The sequence below is a fragment of the Pseudomonas sp. PME37.24/006 genome (assembly GCF_055556635.1).
In genome coordinates this window covers 899,393-920,273 of the sequence record NZ_JBVHNL010000001.1, presented here as the reverse complement: position 1 = coordinate 920,273, position 20,881 = coordinate 899,393, and the positions used below count along the sequence as shown (strand labels likewise).

Genomic DNA, 20,881 nt, shown 5'->3' with positions numbered 1-20,881 from the left:
GGCAAGCCAGCATAGGCGTTGAGCCAGAAATCACTTCGCCGGCAAGCCGGCTCCTACAATTTTTCGCGCTGTCAAAACTGAATACTGACTCAAGCGCCATGAGCACATGACACGCTGCGTCCCTCCTTATACCCGCTCCCGCCATACCGCCCTTTCCCGGTAAATCAGATAGATCGAAACGCGATTGCCGCTGTCAGAAACTGACCCCGCTGCCGCAAGGCTGCGCAGTGAAGCTCTCTGCGCAGGTCGATTTGTCCCCGGAAGATGGTTGATATAAGGAGATCGGGAATGACCCGAACCGACAAGGAACATTTCATCGGGCTCGAGTGGCTGCGCTTCATACTCGGCCTGTACATCGTGGTCTTCCATACCCTGCACAATTACGCAGAACAGAAGCTGCCGATCATCAAGCAGCTCAGCGGTGTCGGCTTTTTTGCCACCAGTACCTTCTTCGTGCTGTCCGGTTTTCTGCTCGCCCACGTCTACTGCAAGCGCGGTGAGCTGCGCGAGCCGGCGGTGAGTTTCTGGAGCCGGCGCTTCGCCAACCTCTACCCGCTACACATCTTTTCCCTGCTGCTGACCATCACGGTCATCTTCATCATCAGCAACTTGGGCATCCCGCCGGACGAGACCAAGGCCACCATCCGTTTCGTGGTGTACGACACCAACGAAGACATGACCGGAATCTCGCGCACCACCCTCGAACATTTCATGGGCAACGGCGAACTGGCACTCAATACGGTGCTGCAACTGTTCATGCTGCAGGCCTGGAACCCGTTCTACCTGACCTTCAACCCGCCACTGTGGTCGATCTCCACGCTGTTCTTCTTCTACCTCACCTTTCCCTTCGTGGCCCCACGCCTGGCGCGCCTGAAACACAAGGTGCTGTGGCTGGGCGTACTCACCCTGATCTACATGATTCCGCCAACTCTGGTGATTCTCAATGGTGACTACGGCATGCCGTTCACCGGCATCCTGCACCGTAACCCGCTGGTGCGCCTGCCGGAGTTCCTTGCCGGCATTCTCGCCTACGGCCTGTTCCGTGACATGCGCGACGCGGGCCGCTCGCCAGGCGGCGCAGGCATCGGCCTGATGATCGTCACGGTGCTGACCTGCTTCTTCGGCGCCGCCTGGTTGGTCGAGGGTGAGCAGTACTGGTATTACCTGCTGCACAACGGCCTGCTGCTGCCATCGCAAATGATGCTGATCTACCTGTGCGCCCTGGCATCTTCGCCGTCCAGTGAGCCGGTACGCCGCTGGTCGCAGCGCCTGGGGGCTGCCTCGCTACCGCTGTTCGTGCTGCACGTGCCGGCCTTCACCCTGTTCTCACGTTCGGAGAAGGTGCTCAGCGTGGCGTCGACCGAGTGCTTCGCCAACTGGGCGCAGTGCGCCGCCCAGGCTGGTGAGCAGACCCTGTCGATCGCCTTCTACCCGCTGTTCCTGCTGCTCACCGTGATCCTCTGCGTCTGGGCCCAGGAGAACGCGGTGGTGCCGACCCGCAAGCAGCTCTTGAAGTTTCTGCCTGTGAAGCGCAGCACACGCTAAGAACCTGTTCACAACCTGCTGCGCGTCTGCCCTACTGCGTTAAAAACAGGCTCGGCCTGCTCATTTACAGCTCGTAAACTCCGCGTCCTCGCCTGTTCTTGCGGGGGCGCCTAGCCCTGTATGGCTCTAGCTCGCGAGGTCGTGAACAGGCTCAGAGCGAAGCGGCGGGAAATTCACAGGAATCATCTGCAACGATCACGGTCGGAAGGAGATGTTCGGCCGACCACGCCGCTGTTTCTTACTGTTTTCTGGAGGGATCCGTGATCCTCAAAACCGTCAAGGCATCTGTCCGTCACAGCATGCTTCCAGCCGCGCTGTGCCTGGCCTGCACCACTTCATTGTTCAGCGCCAATGTGCTGGCCTTCTCACTCGATGACGTGGCATCAGACGCCAAGGAATTGCTGGACAAGCCTTACGCTGCTCCAGCCGTCAACCTGCCTAGCGAGCTGCGCACCCTGCAGTTCGCCGATTACCAGAAGATCAAATCGCTCGAAGACAAGTACGAATGGGCCGACAGTAAAACCCCGTTCAAATTGAGTTTCTATCACCAGGGCATGCACTTCGACAGCCCGGTGAAGATCAACGAAGTGACGTCCACCAGCGTCAATGAAATCAAGTACGACCCCGCGCGTTTCGATTTCGGTGACCTGAAGATCGACAAGGATGGCGATGCCATCAAGAATCTCGGCTACGCCGGTTTCCGCGTGATGTACCCGATCAACACCAAAGGCAAGTCCGACGAGATCATGAGCCTGCTTGGCGCGAGCTATTTCCGGGTGATCGGCAAGGATCAGGTGTACGGTGCCTCGGCCCGCGGCCTGGCCATCGACACCGCCCTGCCGAGCGGCGAAGAATTCCCCTATTTCCGTGAGTTCTGGATCGAACGCCCCAAGCCGGAAGACAAGCATCTGGTGATCTTCGCGCTGCTCGATTCGCCGCGCGCCACCGGTGCCTATCGCTTCATCCTGCGCCCGGGCAAGGACTCGGTGGTAGACGTGCAGTCGCGGGTATTCCTGCGTGACAACGTCAACAAGCTGGGCATCGCCCCGCTCACCAGCATGTTCCTCTACGGCCCCAGCCAGCGCTCAAGCAAACCGAATTACCGCCCTGCACTACACGACTCCAACGGCCTGGCGATCCATACCGGCAACGACGAGCACATCTGGCGCCCACTGAACAATCCGCAAAACCTTGGAGTAAGCACGTTCGAGGTGGAGAACCCAAAAGGCTTCGGTCTGCTTCAGCGCGGCCGCGACTTCGCCCAGTTTGAAGACCTGGAAGACCGCTACGAGCAGCGCCCCAGTGTGTGGATCGAACCCAAGGGCGAATGGGGCAAGGGCAAGGTAGAGCTGGTGGAAATTCCTACCCCAGACGAAACCAACGACAACATCGTCGCTTTCTGGACGCCTGACGAGCAGCCCAAGCCGGGCGAGCCGATGCAGTTCGACTACCGCATGCACTGGACCAAGGACGAACACGCGCAACTAGGCAAAGAGACGGCCTGGGTCAAACAGACCATGCGCAGCGCCGGCGAAGTCAAACAGCCCAACCTGACCCGCAAGCTCGATGGCAGCACCGCCTTGCTGGTGGATTTTGAAGGCCCGGCTTTGGCCAAGCTGAAATCCGACGCGGCAGTGACGTCCAACGTCAGCGTCAATGACAACGCCGAGTTGCTGGACAACAGTCTGCAGTACAACCCGGCGACCAAAGGCTGGCGCCTGACGCTGCGCCTCAAGGTCAAGGATCCCAAGCAAGCGGTGGAAATGCGCGCGGCTCTGGTCGAGGGTGACAAGACCCTCAGCGAAACCTGGAGCTATCAACTCCCACCCAATACGGTTACCGCCCCATGAAAACCACCGAGCAGTCCGCCCTGGACGAGTACCTGGACAGCCTGCCGCTGAGTGCCACTGAACGTGAAGCCTTGGCCGACTGCCGCGACTTTACCGAACTGCACAGCCGCCTTGGCGGCACGCAGGCGGCAAGCGCAGAAGAGGCCGTGCATAAATCGGCTGCCCGACGTATCGAACTGGGCGCAGGAGAACCGCTGGAAGCCACCGGTCTGCTGTCGCTGGATGCGGCCGGACGGCCAATTCTGCGCGCCGCCCCGCCCCTCAACCGCACCAAGATGACCCCCGAGCCGTGGCGCACCAACCTGCTGACCCGCGGCTGGCGCGCGCTGTTCGGCAAGTCCAACCCGCCTCGCCCGCCAAAACGCGAACTCGAGCCCGCACGCTGGCGCCGAGTCGGTTCGCTGCGCCGCTATGTGTTGTTGATACTGATGCTGAGCCAGACTGCCGTCGCGACCTGGTACATGAACAGCATCCTGCCCTATCAGGGCTGGTCGCTGATCAACCTGCAGGAAGTCATGGAGCAAGGCTGGCAGGAAAGCCTGCTGCAGGTTCTGCCCTATGTGGTGCAGGGCAGTATTCTGGCTCTGTTCTCATTGCTGTTCTGCTGGGTGTCCGCAGGTTTCTGGACGGCGCTGATGGGCTTCTGGGAATTGCTGCGTGGCTATGACCGCTATGGTATTTCCGGCAGCAGTGCCGGTAACGAGCCAATCGATGCCAAAGCCCGCACCGCGATCATCATGCCGATCTGCAACGAGGACGTGCCACGGGTCTTCGCCGGCCTACGTGCCACCTACGAATCGGTGGCGGCCTCGGGCGAGCTCAATCAGTTCGACTTCTACGTGCTCAGCGATACTGGCGATGCCGACATCGCCGTGGCCGAACAGCGCGCCTGGTTGGAGCTGTGCCAGGAGACCAAGGGTTTCGGCAATATTTTCTACCGCCGTCGCCGTCGTCGCGTGAAGCGCAAGAGCGGCAACATCGACGATTTCTGCCGTCGCTGGGGCGGCGATTACCGCTACATGATCGTGCTCGATGCCGACAGCGTGATGAGCGGCGAATGCCTGACCAAACTGGTGCGGCTGATGGAGGCCAATCCCCAGGCCGGCATCATCCAGAGCTCACCCAAGGCAGCGGGCATGAACACCCTGTACGCGCGCCTGCAGCAGTTCGCCACCCGCGCCTACGGCCCGCTGTTCACCGCAGGCCTGCACTACTGGCAGCTCGGTGAGTCCCACTACTGGGGCCACAACGCGATCATCCGCATGCAGCCGTTCATCGAGCACTGCGCCCTGGCTCCTCTGCCGGGCACAGGCTCGTTCGCAGGCGCGATCATGTCCCACGACTTCGTCGAGGCGTCGCTGATGCGCCGTGCCGGCTGGGGGGTGTGGATCGCCTACGACCTGGAAGGCAGCTACGAAGAGCTACCGCCCAACCTGATCGACGAGTTGCAGCGCGACCGGCGCTGGTGCCACGGCAACCTGATGAACTTCCGCCTGTTTCTGGTCAAGGGCATGCACCCGGTACACCGCGCGGTGTTCCTGACCGGCGTGATGTCCTACCTGTCGGCACCGCTGTGGTTCATGTTCCTGCTGCTCTCCACTGCCCTGCTGGCCATTCATACGCTGATGGAGCCGCAGTACTTCCTGGTGCCCGGTCAGTTGTTCCCGGTATGGCCAAGGTGGAACCCGGAAAAAGCCATCGCGCTGTTTTCCACCACCCTGACCCTGCTGTTCCTGCCCAAGCTGCTCGCCGTGATCCTCATCTGGATCAAAGGCGCCAAGGCATACGGCGGCGCGTTCAAAGCGACCCTGAGCATGCTGCTGGAGATGCTCTTCTCGGTGCTGCTGGCACCGGTGCGCATGCTGTTCCACACCATGTTCGTCAGCGCCGCGTTCCTTGGCTGGTCCGCCACCTGGAACTCACCGCAGCGCGACAACGGCATCACCACCTGGGGCGACGCCACACGCCGCCATGGCTGGCAGGCGTTGCTGGGTGTCGGCTGGACAGCGGGCGTGGCCTGGCTCGACCCGAACTTCCTGTGGTGGCTGTCGCCGATCGTGGTGTCGCTGATGCTGTCGATTCCGGTCTCGGTATTCTCCAGCCGTCTGAGCCTTGGGCTGCGCAGCAAGAAGGGTAATCTGTTCCTGATTCCTGAGGAGTCCAACCCGCCTCAGGCGCTGCTCTCCACCTATGCCTATACCCGGCATAACCGCGAGCACGCCATGGAAAACGGCTTCATCGAAGCCGTGCTGCGCCCCTTCCCCAATGCGCTGGCATGCGCCATGGCCACGGCTCGTCACGGCAATGCAGCGCTGATCGAACAGGCGCGGCAACGTGTCCTCGGCGAAGCACTGGAGCTGGGCCCCAAAAAGCTCGATGGCAAGAGCAAGCTGGTGCTGCTAAGTGATCCGGTACTGCTCGCTCGTCTGCATGCGCAGTTGTGGCAACAAGCTGAACAGCACCCGCTGTGGCGCCACGCTTACAACCAGAGCACACCAACCCAGGCGGATCGCGGCAACCTGGCGCTCAAGCTGCCCGCGGTTGGCGTAACCGCTCCTCTGGTCAATTGATCGCAGGCGCCCGCCACGCGTTCAACCAGCCCAGGCTGGCACGGGTATCGCCCTCTTCGGGGCGGTACTCGGCACCCAGCCAGCCCCGGTAACCACTGTTCTCCAGCGCCAGAGGCAAGGCAGCGAAATCAATATTCCCACTCCCCGGAGCACCGCGCCCCGGACAGTCGGCGAATTGCACATGGCCGACCTTCCCGGCCAGCGCCTCGACAGCCTCGACGGGATCTATCCCCTGCCGCGCCATGTGATAAATATCCAGCTGAGCCTGGAAATTGTCATGATCGACCTGGGCCAGCAACGCCTGCAGGTGCTCCGGCGTATTGATCAGAAACCCCGGCATGTCGATGGGGTTGATCGCCTCGCTGACCACACCGATACCCAAGGCCTGGAACGCCTCAGCCGCCTTGCGGATGTTGTCGCTCAAGGTGCCAAGCGCCTGCTCCCGCTCGAGACCTTCGGCCAGCCGTCCCGGCAGCACGTTGATGAATTGCGGGCGCACCATGGCCGCGTAGGTTAGCGCCTCCTGTAAAGCCTGGTCGAATGCTGCCTGGCGTGCGGGCACCGCAGCCAGCCCAGGCCCGCCAGCGATGAAGTCACCGCCTGGAAAATTCATCAGCGCCAGCGGCATCCCCGCCCGTGCCAGTTCGTCCTTCAGACGAAGCGCCGGTACTTCATAGGGAAACTGGATTTCCACGCCATCGAAGCCCGACGCAGCGGCTGCGACGATGCGCTCGAGCAACGGCCGCTCGGTGAACAGCATGGTCAGGTTGGCGGATATCTTCATGCATGACTCCAGGCTGTCGCGGGCCGAAGCGCCGACCGAGCCGTTGAAGTGAATTGAACCTGCTCGCCTCTCGACAACACTTACAGGCCATCTTTCTCAAGATGATCGAGATCAACCGGCTCGCCGCTATGCGCGCCCAGACGCTGACGAATATCCTCGAACATCTGGTCGAACTCTTCGTGCTCGTGACTGATCAGCACAACACTGGTTGGCAAGCCATGCTTGTGAGCCAGACGGCTGACCACGCTGGCGAAGTTGAAGGCGGTATCACGGTGCAATTCGAACGACTCTTCGAACGCCGCCCCTGCGATTTCCCCCTTGAGGGACACGTGCAGCATCGGCCCTTCGGCCGCATCCTGGCGCACGTCGTAATGCAGGTCGATGGCATAGGTGGGTATCTCACTCACCGCCAGGCTGTTACCGCGAAATAGATGGCCGGGCTCAAACATAAGCAGTCTCCTGTGCTGAAGGATTCCCCGATACGCCAAAAGGCTTCCGGTCTCCTGAGCATAGACATCCAGACTCGGCGATGATGCCAATCTCCCAGCGCCCCAAATCGACCCACACGGAGCACCAAAATAAAGCATAAAAATCGTTTGCCGCCCCTAGAAGAGTCCTATTCCAGAGCGGTTAAAACGAACGTTCGAAACCAACGCTACTTTTCAGCGCGCTCCTGCACCAAAACCCAAGGAGCAACCACCACGGCCCAGAGCGATGGATCACGCGCCAGCAGATCCTCCGCGTGCCTGTCGCTCAACACCGCGACCCGCGCCGAATCCAGCCATTCAGCAACCGCTTCTCTATGGTTCTCGGCAACCGCCTCGGCCACCGCAATCAGATCTGCGTTACTGTCGACCCACAGCAGCGAGCCACGGGCAAAGAACGGTTGCAGCTCCTGCCAACGGATAGGAGCCGTTTCGCCGAGCAATTTGGCATAGAGGGTGCTTGGTTGTTCATTCATGGCAGGCTCCATCGTGAAGGGTCGTTTTTTCGACGGCCGTCATGATAGCGATGGGTGGCGAGCAGACAAGCCGTGTCAACCACCCGTCAGTCAGGAATCCGCCGTTTTTCTATACATTTCTTGCAATTACGCGACATTCCTACCTTTCTTCCTCGACTACCGACTTTCCAAGGCGCAAATCAGCGCTCTACACTGTATCGGTACAGTTGCCGGGGGTATGGCCGGAAAAGTCGACTCCGGTTCTGCTGCTTTGGCTGCCAGAACTACAACAATGAACACAATAAGTGGAGCACTAATGAACAACGCTACTAAGCAGATTTCCAAGCTGTTCGCCGCTATGGCCCTGGCTGGCGCTGCCAGCTACTCGGTCGCCGCCGACACCATCAAAATCGCCATGGCTGGCCCGGTGACCGGTGCTGTTGCCCAGTACGGCGAAATGCAGTTCATCGGTGCCAAGATGGCCATCGAACAGATCAACAAGGCCGGTGGCGTGAACGGTGCTCAGCTCGAAGGCGTGACTTATGACGACGCCTGCGATCCCAAGCAAGCCGTGGCCGTTGCCAACAAGATCGTCAACGATGGCATCAAATTCGTCGTTGGCCACCTGTGCTCCAGCTCCACTCAGCCGGCGTCGGACATCTACGAAGACGAAGGCATCCTGATGATCACCGCGGCCGCTACCAGCCCGGAAATCACCGCCCGTGGCTACGAGCTGATCTTCCGCACCATCGGTCTGGACAGCCTGCAAGGCCCAACCGCCGGCAACTTCATCGCTGACCACGTCAAGCCGAAGAACGTCGCTGTCATCCATGACAAGCAACAGTACGGTGAAGGTATCGCCACAGCGGTCAAGCAGACCCTGGAATCCAAAGGCGTGAAAGTTGGCCTGTTCGAAGGCATCAACGCCGGTGACAAGGACTTCTCCTCGCTGATCGCCAAACTCAAGCAACAAGGCGTGGACTTCGTCTATTACGGTGGCTACCACCCAGAACTGGGCCTGCTGCTGCGTCAGTCCAAGGAAAAAGGCCTGGACGTTCGCTTCATGGGGCCGGAAGGCGTCGGCAACAAGGAAATCTCGGCCATCGCCGGTCCAGCCTCCGAAGGTATGCTGGTGACTCTGCCGCAATCCTTCGACCAGGATCCGAAGAACAAAGCGCTGGTTGACGCGTTCAAGGCCAAGAACGAAGACTCCAGTGGGCCGTTCGTGTTCCCGGCCTACGCTGCCGTTCAAGTAATTGCCGGCGGCATTGAGAAAGCCGGTAGCACCGATACTGCAGAAGTAGCGGCCGCCCTGCGCGCCAACACCTTCGACACCCCGACCGGCGCCCTCAGCTTCGACGAGAAAGGCGACCTGAAGGACTTCAACTTCGTGGTTTACGAATGGCACCAGGACGGCACCAAGTCCGAAGCCAAGTAAGTCACCCCGCCTGAATCTAAAGCCCACTGCACACGCAGTGGGCTTTGTTTATTGAAAGTTTATTGAAAGAGCCCCGGTTTCGCGTTGCGCCACAAGCGCTGCCGTGCGCGACAACCCAGGAGTTAGGCAATGCCTGATCTTTATCACTACCTGCAACAGCTGCTCAACGGTCTGACCGTCGGCAGTACCTATGCCCTGATCGCCATCGGCTACACGATGGTCTACGGCATCATCGGCATGATCAACTTCGCCCATGGCGAGGTGTACATGATCGGTTCCTACGTCGCCTTCATCGCCATCACCCTGCTGGCCATGATGGGGCTCGATAGCCTGCCACTCATCATGATCTGCGCCTTTGCGGCGAGCATCATCGTCACCAGTGCCCTCGGCTACAGCATCGAACGGGTCGCCTACCGGCCGCTACGCGGTGGTAACCGGCTGATCCCACTGATTTCCGCGATTGGCATGTCGATTTTCCTGCAGAACGCCGTGATGCTTTCTCAGGACTCCAAGGACAAAGCCATCACCAACCCGCTGCCCGGCAACTTCGTGTTTGGCGAAAGCGCCATGAATGGTGTGGTGATTTCCTACATGCAGGTGCTGATCTTCGTGGTCACCTTCCTGACCATGATCGGCCTCACCTTGTTCATCTCGCGCTCACGCCTGGGTCGCGCCTGCCGCGCCTGCGCCGAAGACCTGAAGATGGCCAACCTGCTCGGCATCAACACCAACAACATCATCGCCCTAACCTTCGTCATCGGCGCTGCACTGGCAGCCGTTGCCGCCGTGCTGCTGGGCATGCAATACGGCGTGATCAACCCGCATCTGGGCTTCCTCGCAGGTATCAAGGCATTCACCGCCGCGGTACTCGGCGGCATCGGCAGCATCCCGGGTGCCGTGCTTGGCGGCCTGGTGCTGGGTGTGGCGGAAGCCTTCGGCGCCGATATTTTCGGTGACCAATATAAGGATGTCGTCGCCTTCAGCCTGCTGGTGCTGGTGCTGCTGTTCCGCCCGACCGGCATCCTCGGCCGTCCGGAGGTTGAAAAGGTATGAGCAAGAACCTCAAGACCGCCCTGTTCAGCAGCATCCTTCTGCTGCTGATCTCCTACCCGATCCTCGGCCTCAAGCTCAGCGTCGTCGGCATCAGCCTGCAGGTACAAGGCGCCAGCGCCAAGACCCTGTGGACCATCGGCATCGCCGCCGCGCTACTGTTCGTCTGGCACCTGGTGCTGCGTGATCTGCTGCTCGGCGGTGACAAGCTCAAAAGCGTTCTGCCGGGCGTACCGCAGAACCTGAAGAACTCGCTGACCCTGCCCAGCGTGCAGCGCTGGATCATGCTCGCGCTGTTCGTGGTCGCACTGGCCTGGCCGTTCTTCGGCTCCCGGGCCGCGGTGGACATCGCCACACTGATCCTCATCTACGTGATGCTCGGTATTGGCCTGAACATCGTGGTCGGCCTCGCCGGCCTGCTCGACCTGGGCTACGTCGGCTTCTACGCCGTGGGTGCCTACACCTATGCGCTGCTCGCCGAGTACGCGGGCTTCGGTTTCTGGACGGCATTGCCAATCGCCGGGCTGATGGCCGCCACGTTTGGCTGTTTGCTGGGCTTCCCAGTACTCAGGCTACGCGGCGATTACCTGGCCATCGTGACGCTCGGCTTTGGTGAAATCATCCGCATCATGCTGCGTAACCTTACCGAGATCACCGGTGGCCCGAACGGCATCAGCTCGATTCCCAAGCCGGAACTGTTCGGTCTGTCGCTGGATCGCCGCGCACCGGATGGCGGCCAGACCCTGCATGACTTCCTCGGTATCGCCTACAACTCCACCTACAAGGTGATCTTTCTGTACCTGATCGCCCTGTTGCTGGTACTGCTGGCCATCTTCGTGATCAACCGCCTGATGCGCATGCCAATCGGCCGCGCCTGGGAAGCCCTTCGCGAAGATGAAATCGCCTGCCGTGCCCTGGGCCTCAACCCGACCACCGTCAAGCTTTCGGCCTTCACCATCGGCGCCAGTTTCGCCGGTTTTGCCGGCAGCTTCTTCGCTGCTCGTCAGGGGCTGGTAACGCCGGAGTCGTTCACCTTCATCGAGTCGGCGATGATCCTCGCCATCGTCGTGTTGGGTGGCATGGGCTCGCAGCTCGGCATCATATTCGCGGCCATCGTGATGACCCTGTTGCAGGAGATGCGCGACTTCAACGAGTACCGCATGCTGATATTCGGTCTGACCATGATCGTGATGATGATCTGGCGTCCGCAGGGCCTCATGCCCATGCAGCGCCCACACCTGGAGTTGAAACAACGATGAGCCGCCCGATTCTAGAAGTGAGCGGCCTGTCCATGCGTTTTGGCGGCCTGCTGGCCGTCAACGGGGTCAGCCTCTCGGTCAATGAAAAACAGGTTGTGTCGATGATCGGCCCGAACGGTGCCGGCAAGACCACGGTGTTCAACTGCCTGACCGGTTTCTACAAACCGACCTCGGGCAGCATCCGCCTCAACGGCGAACAGATCGAAGGCCTGCCGGGCCACAAGATCGCTCGCAAGGGTGTGGTGCGTACCTTCCAGAACGTTCGCCTGTTCAAGGAAATGACCGCGGTGGAAAACCTGCTGGTCGCCCAGCACCGCCACATCAACACCAACTTCCTGTCCGGCCTGTTCAAGACCCCGGCGTTTCGCCGCAGTGAGCGCGAGGCCATGGATTACGCGGCGCATTGGCTAGAGCAGGTCAACCTGACCGAATTCGCCAACCGCACCGCCGGTACCCTGGCCTACGGTCAGCAGCGTCGCCTGGAGATTGCCCGCTGCATGATGACCCGGCCGAACATCCTCATGCTCGACGAGCCGGCAGCGGGCCTCAACCCGCGGGAAACCGACGACCTGAAAGCGCTGATTGGCGTGCTGCGTGACGAGCACAACGTGACCGTGCTGCTGATCGAACACGACATGAAGCTGGTCATGAGCATTTCCGACCATATCTTCGTGATCAACCAGGGCACGCCCCTGGCCGACGGCACGCCGGAGCAGATCCGCGACAATCCGGACGTGATCAAAGCCTACCTGGGGGAAGCGTAATGCTGTATTTCGACAACGTTTCCACCTTCTACGGCAAGATCCAGGCGCTGCACGGCGTCAGTGTGGAAGTGCGCCAGGGTGAGATCGTCACCCTGATCGGTGCCAACGGCGCCGGCAAGTCCACCCTGCTGATGACCCTCTGCGGCACTCCACAGGCCACCAGCGGCAGCATCCGCTATCAGGGTGAAGAGCTGGTCGGCATGGAAACCCCGCTGATCATGCGCAAGAGCATCGCCGTGGTGCCGGAAGGCCGCCGCGTGTTCGCTCGCCTGACCGTCGAGGAAAACCTCGCCATGGGCGGCTTCTTCGGCAGCAAGGCGGACAATCAGGAGCAACTGGACAAGGTGCTGCACCTGTTCCCGCGCCTCAAGGAACGCCTGGTACAACGTGCCGGCACCATGTCCGGCGGTGAACAGCAGATGCTCGCCATCGGCCGTGCGCTGATGAGCAAGCCCAAGTTGCTGCTGCTCGACGAGCCGTCTCTGGGTCTGGCACCGATCATCATCCAGCAGATCTTCGACATCATCGAACAGCTGCGCAAGGACGGTGTGACCGTGTTCCTGGTCGAGCAGAACGCTAACCAGGCGCTCAAGCTGGCCGACCGCGGCTATGTGCTGGAGAACGGCCGGATCGTCATGCAAGGCAGTGGCCATGATCTGCTGAATGATCCCAAGGTGCGTGACGCCTACCTCGGCGGCTAGCCCGCTCTCCCCTGCGGCCGCAATGGCCGCAGGGCAGATTTACCCTGAACGATGCCAGCGCCACTCCAGTCCCAATACTGAACGGACGAAAACAGGAGTAGCCCCCATGCTGAAGTTCCTCGGCAGCACCATCGGTATCATCTTCCTTATCGGCCTGCTGGTCGTGATCGGCATCTTCTCGCTGATTTTCTGATTGGCAGAACCTGAAAGCCGGGCGCCCTGCCCGGCTTTCTTCATGCCACGCGCATGACGCGCCTCACGGCGGTACAATGGGCATCTATTCGCCGACGATGTCCTGCCATGACCGAACCCCTACGCCTCTCCAAACGCCTGATCGAACTGACCGGCTGCTCACGCCGCGAGGCCGAACTGTATATCGAGGGCGGCTGGGTCACGGTCAACGGCGAAGTGATCGACGAACCTCAGCGCAAGGTGACTGACGAAGCTGTAGCACTGCTTCCGGATGCCGTTGCCGAACCTCTGGTACCGATCACCCTGCTGCTGCACATTCCCAGCGGGCGCTTTCCAGAACGCGCAGCCGAAGAGATCGGCCCGGACAATCGCTGGCCGGAAGACCGCTCCGAGCAGCGCACGCTCAAGGGTCACTTCAGCAACCTGACACCCTGCATTCCTCTGCAGGCAGGCGCCGACGGTCTGCATGTGCTGACGCAGGACTGGCGTATCGAGCGCAAGCTCAAGGACGACCAGAGCAAGCTGGAGCAGGAATACGTGGTCGAGGTCAGCGGTGAGCTGTCGGATCGTGATCTCAAACGCCTCAACCATGGCCTGGTGTTCAACGGTACCGCATTGGCGCCCTGCAAGGTCAGTTGGCAGAACGAAACCCGTCTGCGCTTCGCCCTGAAAAATCCGCTGCCAGGTCAGTTGGTGTTCATGTGTAACGCCGTCGGCCTCAAGGTGCTGGGCATGAAACGCATCCGAGTCGGCGGCGTACCGATGTCCAAGGTGCAGCCCGGACAGTGGCGCTATCTGGGCGTCAAAGAACGTTTCTAACCCCTATTCTTCCGGCCTACTCCTCTGGCGTGGGCCTTTTAAATCAGGAATTTTCATGCTCAATAATGATGTGCTGCGCAGCCTGCGCTATATGCTCGATGTCAGCGACGCCCAACTGACCGAAATCGTTCAGTTGGGTGGTAAGCCGGTGACCGTTGAAGAGATCACTGCGGTACTGAAGAAGGATGACGAACCCGGTTACCAGGATTGTGACGACGAACTGCTGGCCCACGCACTCGATGGCCTGGTGTATTTCAAGCGCGGCAAGGATGACAGTCGCGCCGCACCGGCCCTGGAACTGCCGGTGAGCAACAATCAGGTGCTGAAAAAACTCCGTGTGGCCTTCGAGCTGAAAGAAGACGATGTGCACGCCATCATGCGCAGCGTCGACTGCCCCGTTTCGAAGCCGGAAATGAGCGCACTGTTTCGTAAACAAGGCACCAGCAACTACCGTATTTGCGGCGACCAATTCCTGCGTAACTTCCTCAAGGGCCTGACCCAGCGTCTGCGCGCCTGATACGCCATGAGCTACCAGGTTTCGCCCATCGGTTATGTGCGCTCTTGCTTCAAGGAGAAGTTCGCCATCCCCCGCCAGCCACAACTGGCGCCCGCCGCGCGTGGCGTACTCGAGCTATGCGCGCCGTTCGATCAGGGTGATGCGCTGCAGGGCCTGGAGCAGGTCAGCCATGTCTGGCTGCTGTTTCTCTTCCACCAGGCGCTGGAAGACAAGCCCAGGCTCAAGGTGCGCCCGCCGCGCTTGGGCGGTAACCGTGCCATCGGCGTTTTCGCGACCCGAGCGACTCATCGTCCCAACGGGATCGGCCAATCAGTGGTACGTCTGGAGCGCGTCGAAAGCGGGCGATTGTGGTTGTCAGGTATCGACCTGCTCGACGGCACCCCAGTGCTCGACGTCAAACCCTACGTGCCCTACGCCGACAGCGTGCCTGACGCCCACAACCATATCGCTGCGGATGCTCCCGTCCGGATCGAGGTGCAGTGGCAGGACAGCGCATTGGCTCAGGCCCGCGAACACGGCCTGCGCTTGAACGAGCCGCTGGTCGAGCTGATCGAGCAGTGCCTGGCGCAGGATCCACGCCCCGCCTACCAGCAACCCCAGCCGGAACGCCGTTACGGCGTACGCCTGTGGGATGTCGAGGTACATTGGCACTATCCACAATCCGGCTGCATTCGCGTGCTGGACGTAACGGTGGCGTAGACGGGCAGCTGATCCAATTGGTGGGCTCAAGCCCACCAGATCGAACGCTGGTTTTCGCCACGGCCTGCCGACTAACCTTCGTGCAGGCAAAAAAAATCCGCAGCCATCGCTGGCTGCGGATCTCGGGAAGGTCAGACGATCAGGCGCCGGCTTTCTCGACGGCATCCTTGATCAGGGTCTGCAGCTCACCCTTCTCGTACATCTCGCTGATGATGTCGCTGCCGCCGACCAGTTCACCACCGACCCACAGTTGCGGGAAGGTCGGCCAGTTGGCGTACTTGGGCAGGTTGGTGCGAATTTCCGGGTTTTGCAGGATGTCGACGTAGGCGAATTTTTCGCCGCAGCCCATCAGAGCCTGCGCAGCGCGAGCGGAAAAGCCGCACTGTGGCGCGTTCGGAGCGCCTTTCATGTACAGCAGAACGGTGTTGCTGGCGATCTGCTCTTTGATCGTTTCGATGATTTCCATGGGGGCACCTCAGAACTGGACTATCCGACTCACGGGTCGATACGGTGCACGCATTGTAACCAAAAGCCGAGCGCAATGCTCGGCCATGCTGAATACGCGAACACGGCACCGCTCAAGCCGCGACCACCTGCACCGGAACCCCATTGAGCACCGCATTGCCGGACAGCCGATCCAACTGGCGCTCATCGGTCAGGTCGTTGGCGCTGGCACCCGGCGTGGCACTGGCGATGCTCATCTGCACACCTGGCCGCCCATGACCCCAGCCATGCGGCAGGCTGACCACGCCCGGCATCATCTCTTCACTGGCGAGCACCTCGACCTCGACTACGCCAACCCGCGAGCTGACGCTGACACGCTGGCCATCGCTGAGCCCGCGCTGCTGCATGTCCCGCGGGCTCATCAACAATTGATGACGCGGCTTGCCCTTCACCAGCCGGTGATAGTTGTGCATCCATGAATTGTTGCTGCGCACATGCCGACGGCCGATCAGTAGCAACTGCCCGGAATCGACTGCAGCTTGCGTAGCGAAGCGCTGTACATCGCCGAGCAACAGCGCCGGTGCGGACTGCACCCGGCCATCGGCGGTTTTCAGGCGTGCCGCCAGGTTCGGGCCAAGCGGGCCGATATCCAGGCCATGGGGGTGTTGGCGCAGTGTCTGCAGCGACAGCTTGAGTGGCGACTGGTCACCATAGGGGCCGAAACGCAGCCCCAGGTCGATCATCTGCTGCGGTGTCTGCGTGGGCTTCAGCACGGCGCTGGTCTGCGCTGCGAAGGCCTTGGCCAGGCCGATGAAAATCTCCCAGTCGTCCAGCGCACCCTCCGGCTTGGGCAATACCGCCTCGTTGAAGCGGGTGACGTTGCGTACCGCGAACAGATTGAACGTGGTGTCGTAGTGGTCATGTTCCAGCGGCGCGGTGGACGGCAGGATCAGATCGGCATGGCGGGTGGTTTCATTGATGTACAGATCCACGCTGAGCATGAAATCCAGACCTTCGAGTCCCTGCTCCAATTGCCGCCCGTTAGGCGTCGACAGCACCGGATTGCCTGCGACGGTAATCAGCGCGCGCACCTGGCCGTCTCCGGCGGTAAGCATTTCTTCGGCGAGGGCACTGACCGGCAACTCGCCGCCATACTCGGGCAAACCGGAAACCCTGCTCTGCCAGCGATCGAAATGCCCGCCGGACGTCGCGCCGACCAGATCCACCGCCGGCTCGGTGCACAACACCCCACCCACCCGGTCGAGATTGCCGGTCACCAGATTGATCACCTGCACCAGCCACTGACACAAGGTGCCGAATGCCTGTGTGGATACCCCCATGCGGCCATAGCACACCGCCCGATCCGCGGCGGCGAAATCCCGCGCCAACTGGCGTATCACCGGCGCCGGTACAGCGCAGCGCGGCGCCATCAGCTCGGCGGTAAAGGGCAGCACGGCCTGCTCCACTTCATCGAGGCCAGCGACCTGCAAGTGGCTGGCTCGGCACAGCCCCTCCTCGAACAGAGTGCTGAGCATCGCCAGCAGCAAGGCGGCGTCCTGCCCAGGGCGAATGAACAGATGCTGATCGGCGATGGCAGCGGTCTCGCTGCGCCGCGGATCGACCACCACCAGGCGGCCGCCACGTGCCTGGATCGCCTTGAGGCGTTTCTCCACGTCGGGGACGGTCATGATGCTGCCATTGGAGGCCAGCGGATTGCCGCCGAGGATCAGCATGAAATCGGTGTGATCGATATCGGGAACGGGGATCAGAAAGCCATGTCCGTACATCAGGTGACTGGTCAGGTGGTGAGGCAACTGGTCAACCGAGGTGGCGGAATATCGATTGCGGGTCTTGAGCAGGCCGAGAAAGTAGTTGCTGTGGGTCATCAACCCGTAATTGTGCACGCTAGGATTGCCCTGATAGACGGCTACCGCGTTTTGCCCATGCTTGGCCTGCACCGCAGCCAGACGCTCGGCCGCCAGCGTGAAGGCTTCGTCCCAGCCGATCGCCTGCCAACGATCGCCAATACGCCGCATCGGCTGGCGCAGGCGATCCGGATCGCTCTGGATGTCCTGCAGCGCCACCGCCTTGGGGCAGATATGGCCGCGACTGAACGGATCATCACGATCACCCTTGATGGAACGTATCTGCGGCTCACCGTCGGCGGCGTGCTCGACCTCAAGGGTCAGCCCACAGATGGCCTCACACAGATGACACGCACGGTGATGGAGGGTCGTGGTCATGGCCAGCCTCGTCTTCTTGTTCGAGAAGCCATCATGGGCGCCTCAGGGTCGCCACACCAGCAGCCTATTCGTCGTGAATCCCCGACCATCAGGGCCGTGCATCAGGCGGCTCTGGCCAGCCGTTCAGGGCGTTACACTTGGCAATCTGGGCGGATTTGCGCGTAGGCGTCATTTACTTATAAGATCGGCGGCTTCCCCGTTTCGTCGCACTGTGCGGCCCCCAGCCGTAGGTTCCTCCGTTTTTCCGTGAAAAACGAACCTACGGCCTGTTGTCAAAAGGTAGTTAACGATGAGCGCAAGACACTTTCTCTCGCTGAAGGACTGCACACCGGATGAACTGGTGGGCCTGATCCGACGCGGCATGGAGCTGAAAGGCTTGCGCAACAGCGGCGTGCTGTTCGAACCGCTGAAGAATCGCGTGCTGGGCATGATCTTCGAGAAAGCCTCGACCCGTACCCGCCTTTCTTTTGAAGCGGGCATGATCCAGCTCGGTGGCCAGGCCATCTTCCTGTCGCCCCGTGATACTCAACTGGGCCGCGGCGAACCGATCAGCGACTCGGCCATCGTCATGTCGCGCATGCTCGATGCGGTGATGATCCGTACCTTCGCCCACAGCACCCTGACCGAGTTCGCCGCCAACTCCCGGGTGCCGGTGATCAACGGCCTGTCGGACGATCTGCACCCGTGCCAGTTATTGGCCGATATGCAGACCTTCCATGAGCAGCGCGGCAGCATCGTCGGCAAGACGGCGGCCTGGATCGGCGACGGCAACAACATGTGCAACTCCTATATAGAAGCGGCCATCCAGTTCGACTTCAACCTGCACGTCGCTTGCCCTGAAGGTTACGAGCCTGACGCCGCGTTGCTGGCCGAAGCCGGCGAGCGCGTGAAGATTTTCCGTGATCCGCGCGAGGCCGTTGCCGGCGTTCACCTGGTGAGCACCGATGTGTGGGCTTCCATGGGCCAGGAAGAGGAAATCGCCGAGCGCCACAAGCTGTTCGCGCCCTATCAGGTGAACCGCGCCCTGCTCGATGCAGCCGACGAGAACGTGCTGTTCCTGCACTGCCTGCCCGCCCACCGTGGCGAAGAGATCAGCGAGGATCTCCTCGACGACCCACGCTCGGCCGCCTGGGATCAGGCAGAAAACCGCCTGCATGCGCAGAAGGCGCTGCTCGAGTTCCTGGTCGAACCGGCGTATCACCACGCATGAGCCAGCCCATGCTGTTGAGCCTGCGTAACCTGGGTTGCGGCTACGGTGAGCAGCGCATCGTGCAAAACCTCAATCTGCACCTCAACCCAGGTGATATAGGTTGTTTGCTCGGCCCGTCCGGTTGCGGCAAGACCACCACCCTGCGGGCCATCGCCGGCTTCGAGCCGGTGCTAGAGGGTGAAATCAGCCTGGCTGGCGAGGTGATTTCCCGCCCTGGCTTTACCCTGGCGCCCGAGAAGCGGCGCATCGGTATGGTGTTTCAGGATTACGCGCTGTTCCCGCACCTGAGCGTGGCGCAGAACGTTTCCTTCGGCATCCGCAAGCAGCCCGATTGCGAGCAGGTCACCCGTGAGTTGCTGGAGCTGGTGAAGCTCGATCACCTGGGTAAACGTCATCCGCACGAGCTGTCCGGTGGACAGCAACAGCGCGTGGCGCTGGCTCGGGCACTGGCCACCAACCCGCAGCTGCTGCTGCTCGACGAGCCTTTCTCCAACCTCGATGGCGAGCTGCGCCGACGCCTCAGCCATGAGGTACGCGACATCCTCAAGAGCCGCGGCACCAGCGCTATACTAGTGACGCACGATCAGGAAGAAGCCTTCGCCGTCAGCGATCAGGTCGGTGTCTTCAAGGCCGGGCATCTGGAGCAATGGGACACGCCGTTCAACCTCTACCACGAACCGCAGACGCCCTTTGTCGCCAGCTTCATCGGTCAGGGTTACTTTATTCGTGGCCAGCTGCTGGCACCGGATGAGGTGCAGACCGAACTGGGCAGTATTCGCGGCAATCGTGCCTATGCATGGCCACTCGGCAGCGCCGTGGATGTGCTGCTGCGCCCAGACGATATCGTCCACGACCCGCAAAGCCCACAAAAGGCGCTGGTCGTCGGCAAGAGCTTCCTCGGCGCTGCGACCCTGTATCGCCTGCAGCTGCCTACCGGCAGTCAGCTGGAAGCCTTGTTCCCCAGCCATGCCGATCACCAGCCCGGTGAGCAGGTCGGAATTCGAATCGCTGCGGATCACCTGGTGGCATTCGCCGCAGCGGGCAGCGTAGCGGCGCAGTCTTTACTGGGCTAGCAATCGAAATGCAGTCGGCCGCTGCTCACCAGATGGGCATGGCCGGCGATCTTCACCCGTTCCCCATCCTGACGACACCAGAGAAACCCACCGCGCTTGCCGCCCTGGTAGGCGCTCAACTCGGTCTTACCCAATCGCTGCGCCCAGTAAGGCGTAAGGATGCAATGGGCTGAGCCGGTTACCGGATCCTCGTCGATACCCACCGCCGGGGCGAAGTTGCGTGAGACGAAATCCACCGTCTCACCCTCTGCGGTGATGATGACGGCACCCCAGGGCAACCGGGCCAACATCCGCAGATCAGGATTGCAAGCACGCACCGCATCTTGCGACTCGAGTAGCACCAGCAATTGCGGGGCATCCAGCACGGCGAGCGGCGTTTGCCCGAGAATCTCGGCCAACCCCTCGGGTGCGGCAATGGGTGCAGGCAGGTGGCAGGGGAAATCAAGCGCCAGGCGATCCTTGTCACGACTCACTGCTAGCGTGCCGCCTGCGTACAGGAAGTCGATACGCTCACCCACCTCGCCATAGCACTCGAACAGCACATGGGCGCTGGCCAACGTCGCGTGCCCGCAGAGTGGTACTTCGGTCGTAGGCGTAAACCAGCGGATGCGCCAGGCGGCGCCCTCCCTCACCACGAATGCGGTTTCAGCCAGATTGTGCTCGGCGGCGATCTGCTGCATCAGTGCATCGTCGAGCCATTGCTCCAGGCGATAGACCATCGCAGGATTGCCCGCAAAAGACTTGTCGCTAAACGCATCGACCTGATGAAACTCGAGGGGCATG

At 61.2% G+C, this 20,881-nt stretch carries 20 protein-coding genes; 14 read left to right on the top strand and 6 right to left on the bottom strand.

Annotated elements, in window-relative coordinates; all coding sequences use genetic code 11:
• Positions 1 to 288 precede the first annotated feature (288 nt).
• The 3 genes from ACZ3GY_RS04190 (at position 289) to mdoH (ending at position 5,965) form a co-directional block, all read left to right on the top strand.
• Positions 289 to 1,545, top strand: coding sequence for an acyltransferase family protein (locus tag ACZ3GY_RS04190; protein ID WP_465909032.1), 1,257 nt, complete (start codon positions 289 to 291; stop codon positions 1,543 to 1,545).
• Between the two features lie 299 nt (positions 1,546 to 1,844).
• Positions 1,845 to 3,395, top strand: coding sequence for a glucan biosynthesis protein G (locus tag ACZ3GY_RS04185; RefSeq protein ID WP_465909230.1), 1,551 nt, complete (start codon positions 1,845 to 1,847; stop codon positions 3,393 to 3,395).
• On the top strand, positions 3,392 to 5,965 hold the full coding sequence (mdoH, locus tag ACZ3GY_RS04180) for a glucans biosynthesis glucosyltransferase MdoH (RefSeq protein ID WP_465909031.1): 2,574 nt from the start codon (positions 3,392 to 3,394) through the stop codon (positions 5,963 to 5,965). Before ACZ3GY_RS04185 ends, mdoH begins: the two co-directional genes overlap by 4 nt.
• On the opposite strand, the gene ACZ3GY_RS04175 is transcribed toward mdoH, so the two are convergent.
• The 3 genes from ACZ3GY_RS04175 to ACZ3GY_RS04165 form a co-directional block, all read right to left on the bottom strand.
• Positions 5,958 to 6,749, bottom strand: coding sequence for a hydroxypyruvate isomerase family protein (locus ACZ3GY_RS04175; protein WP_465909030.1), 792 nt, complete (start codon positions 6,747 to 6,749; stop codon positions 5,958 to 5,960). The two genes, mdoH and ACZ3GY_RS04175, sit on opposite strands and share 8 nt — an antisense overlap.
• 80 nt (positions 6,750 to 6,829) lie before the next feature.
• A complete protein-coding gene (locus ACZ3GY_RS04170) occupies positions 6,830 to 7,198 on the bottom strand; it encodes a DUF5064 family protein (RefSeq protein WP_465909029.1) in 369 nt (122 codons plus the stop codon).
• A gap of 206 nt (positions 7,199 to 7,404) precedes the next feature.
• Complete coding sequence (locus ACZ3GY_RS04165) at positions 7,405 to 7,710, bottom strand: DUF2288 domain-containing protein (protein WP_463564048.1); 306 nt, start codon at positions 7,708 to 7,710, stop codon at positions 7,405 to 7,407.
• A 295-nt stretch (positions 7,711 to 8,005) separates the two neighbouring features.
• Here ACZ3GY_RS04165 and ACZ3GY_RS04160 point away from each other — a divergent pair, with 295 nt between their 5' ends.
• From ACZ3GY_RS04160 to tsaA, 9 genes are all read left to right on the top strand, one after another.
• Complete coding sequence (locus ACZ3GY_RS04160; protein ID WP_463564047.1) at positions 8,006 to 9,127, top strand: branched-chain amino acid ABC transporter substrate-binding protein; 1,122 nt, start codon at positions 8,006 to 8,008, stop codon at positions 9,125 to 9,127.
• 129 nt (positions 9,128 to 9,256) lie between these two features.
• Complete coding sequence (gene livH, locus ACZ3GY_RS04155; RefSeq protein ID WP_225834246.1) at positions 9,257 to 10,180, top strand: high-affinity branched-chain amino acid ABC transporter permease LivH; 924 nt, start codon at positions 9,257 to 9,259, stop codon at positions 10,178 to 10,180.
• Positions 10,177 to 11,436 carry a high-affinity branched-chain amino acid ABC transporter permease LivM gene (locus ACZ3GY_RS04150; RefSeq protein WP_465909028.1) on the top strand — a complete coding sequence of 420 codons (1,260 nt, stop codon included), beginning with the start codon at positions 10,177 to 10,179 and terminating at the stop codon, positions 11,434 to 11,436. The genes livH and ACZ3GY_RS04150 overlap by 4 nt, the downstream gene beginning before the upstream one ends.
• On the top strand, positions 11,433 to 12,200 hold the full coding sequence (livG, locus tag ACZ3GY_RS04145; protein ID WP_465909027.1) for a high-affinity branched-chain amino acid ABC transporter ATP-binding protein LivG: 768 nt from the start codon (positions 11,433 to 11,435) through the stop codon (positions 12,198 to 12,200). The genes ACZ3GY_RS04150 and livG overlap by 4 nt, the downstream gene beginning before the upstream one ends.
• Positions 12,200 to 12,901 carry an ABC transporter ATP-binding protein gene (locus ACZ3GY_RS04140; protein WP_042556484.1) on the top strand — a complete coding sequence of 234 codons (702 nt, stop codon included), beginning with the start codon at positions 12,200 to 12,202 and terminating at the stop codon, positions 12,899 to 12,901. Before livG ends, ACZ3GY_RS04140 begins: the two co-directional genes overlap by 1 nt.
• A 22-nt stretch (positions 12,902 to 12,923) precedes the next feature.
• Complete coding sequence (locus ACZ3GY_RS04135) at positions 12,924 to 13,094, top strand: small membrane protein YohP (RefSeq protein WP_225834250.1); 171 nt, start codon at positions 12,924 to 12,926, stop codon at positions 13,092 to 13,094.
• 107 nt (positions 13,095 to 13,201) lie between these two features.
• The gene (locus ACZ3GY_RS04130; RefSeq protein ID WP_465909026.1) at positions 13,202 to 13,912 is read left to right on the top strand and encodes an rRNA pseudouridine synthase; all 711 of its coding nucleotides are present in this window, start codon (positions 13,202 to 13,204) and stop codon (positions 13,910 to 13,912) included.
• 55 nt (positions 13,913 to 13,967) lie between these two features.
• Positions 13,968 to 14,429: a YehS family protein gene (locus ACZ3GY_RS04125; RefSeq protein ID WP_465909024.1), complete on the top strand. Its 462-nt coding sequence runs from the start codon at positions 13,968 to 13,970 to the stop codon at positions 14,427 to 14,429.
• Positions 14,430 to 14,435: 6 nt separating this feature from the next.
• Complete coding sequence (gene tsaA, locus ACZ3GY_RS04120) at positions 14,436 to 15,128, top strand: tRNA (N6-threonylcarbamoyladenosine(37)-N6)-methyltransferase TrmO (RefSeq protein WP_465909023.1); 693 nt, start codon at positions 14,436 to 14,438, stop codon at positions 15,126 to 15,128.
• Between the two features lie 139 nt (positions 15,129 to 15,267).
• Here the strand turns inward: tsaA and grxD are convergent, their stop codons facing one another.
• Positions 15,268 to 15,594: a Grx4 family monothiol glutaredoxin gene (gene grxD / locus ACZ3GY_RS04115; RefSeq protein WP_070883229.1), complete on the bottom strand. Its 327-nt coding sequence runs from the start codon at positions 15,592 to 15,594 to the stop codon at positions 15,268 to 15,270.
• A gap of 112 nt (positions 15,595 to 15,706) precedes the next feature.
• Complete coding sequence (locus ACZ3GY_RS04110) at positions 15,707 to 17,815, bottom strand: molybdopterin-dependent oxidoreductase (RefSeq protein WP_465909022.1); 2,109 nt, start codon at positions 17,813 to 17,815, stop codon at positions 15,707 to 15,709.
• Positions 17,816 to 18,104: 289 nt separating this feature from the next.
• On the opposite strand from ACZ3GY_RS04110, the gene argF reads away from it, so the two are divergent.
• Positions 18,105 to 19,025 (top strand): ornithine carbamoyltransferase, encoded by a 921-nt coding sequence (gene argF / locus ACZ3GY_RS04105; protein WP_465909021.1) that lies wholly within the window; start codon positions 18,105 to 18,107, stop codon positions 19,023 to 19,025.
• The gene (locus ACZ3GY_RS04100; protein WP_465909020.1) at positions 19,022 to 20,098 is read left to right on the top strand and encodes an ABC transporter ATP-binding protein; all 1,077 of its coding nucleotides are present in this window, start codon (positions 19,022 to 19,024) and stop codon (positions 20,096 to 20,098) included. Before argF ends, ACZ3GY_RS04100 begins: the two co-directional genes overlap by 4 nt.
• On the opposite strand, the gene ACZ3GY_RS04095 is transcribed toward ACZ3GY_RS04100, so the two are convergent.
• Positions 20,095 to 20,880 (bottom strand): PhzF family phenazine biosynthesis protein, encoded by a 786-nt coding sequence (locus ACZ3GY_RS04095; protein ID WP_465909019.1) that lies wholly within the window; start codon positions 20,878 to 20,880, stop codon positions 20,095 to 20,097. The two genes, ACZ3GY_RS04100 and ACZ3GY_RS04095, sit on opposite strands and share 4 nt — an antisense overlap.
• Position 20,881: the final 1 nt, after the last annotated feature.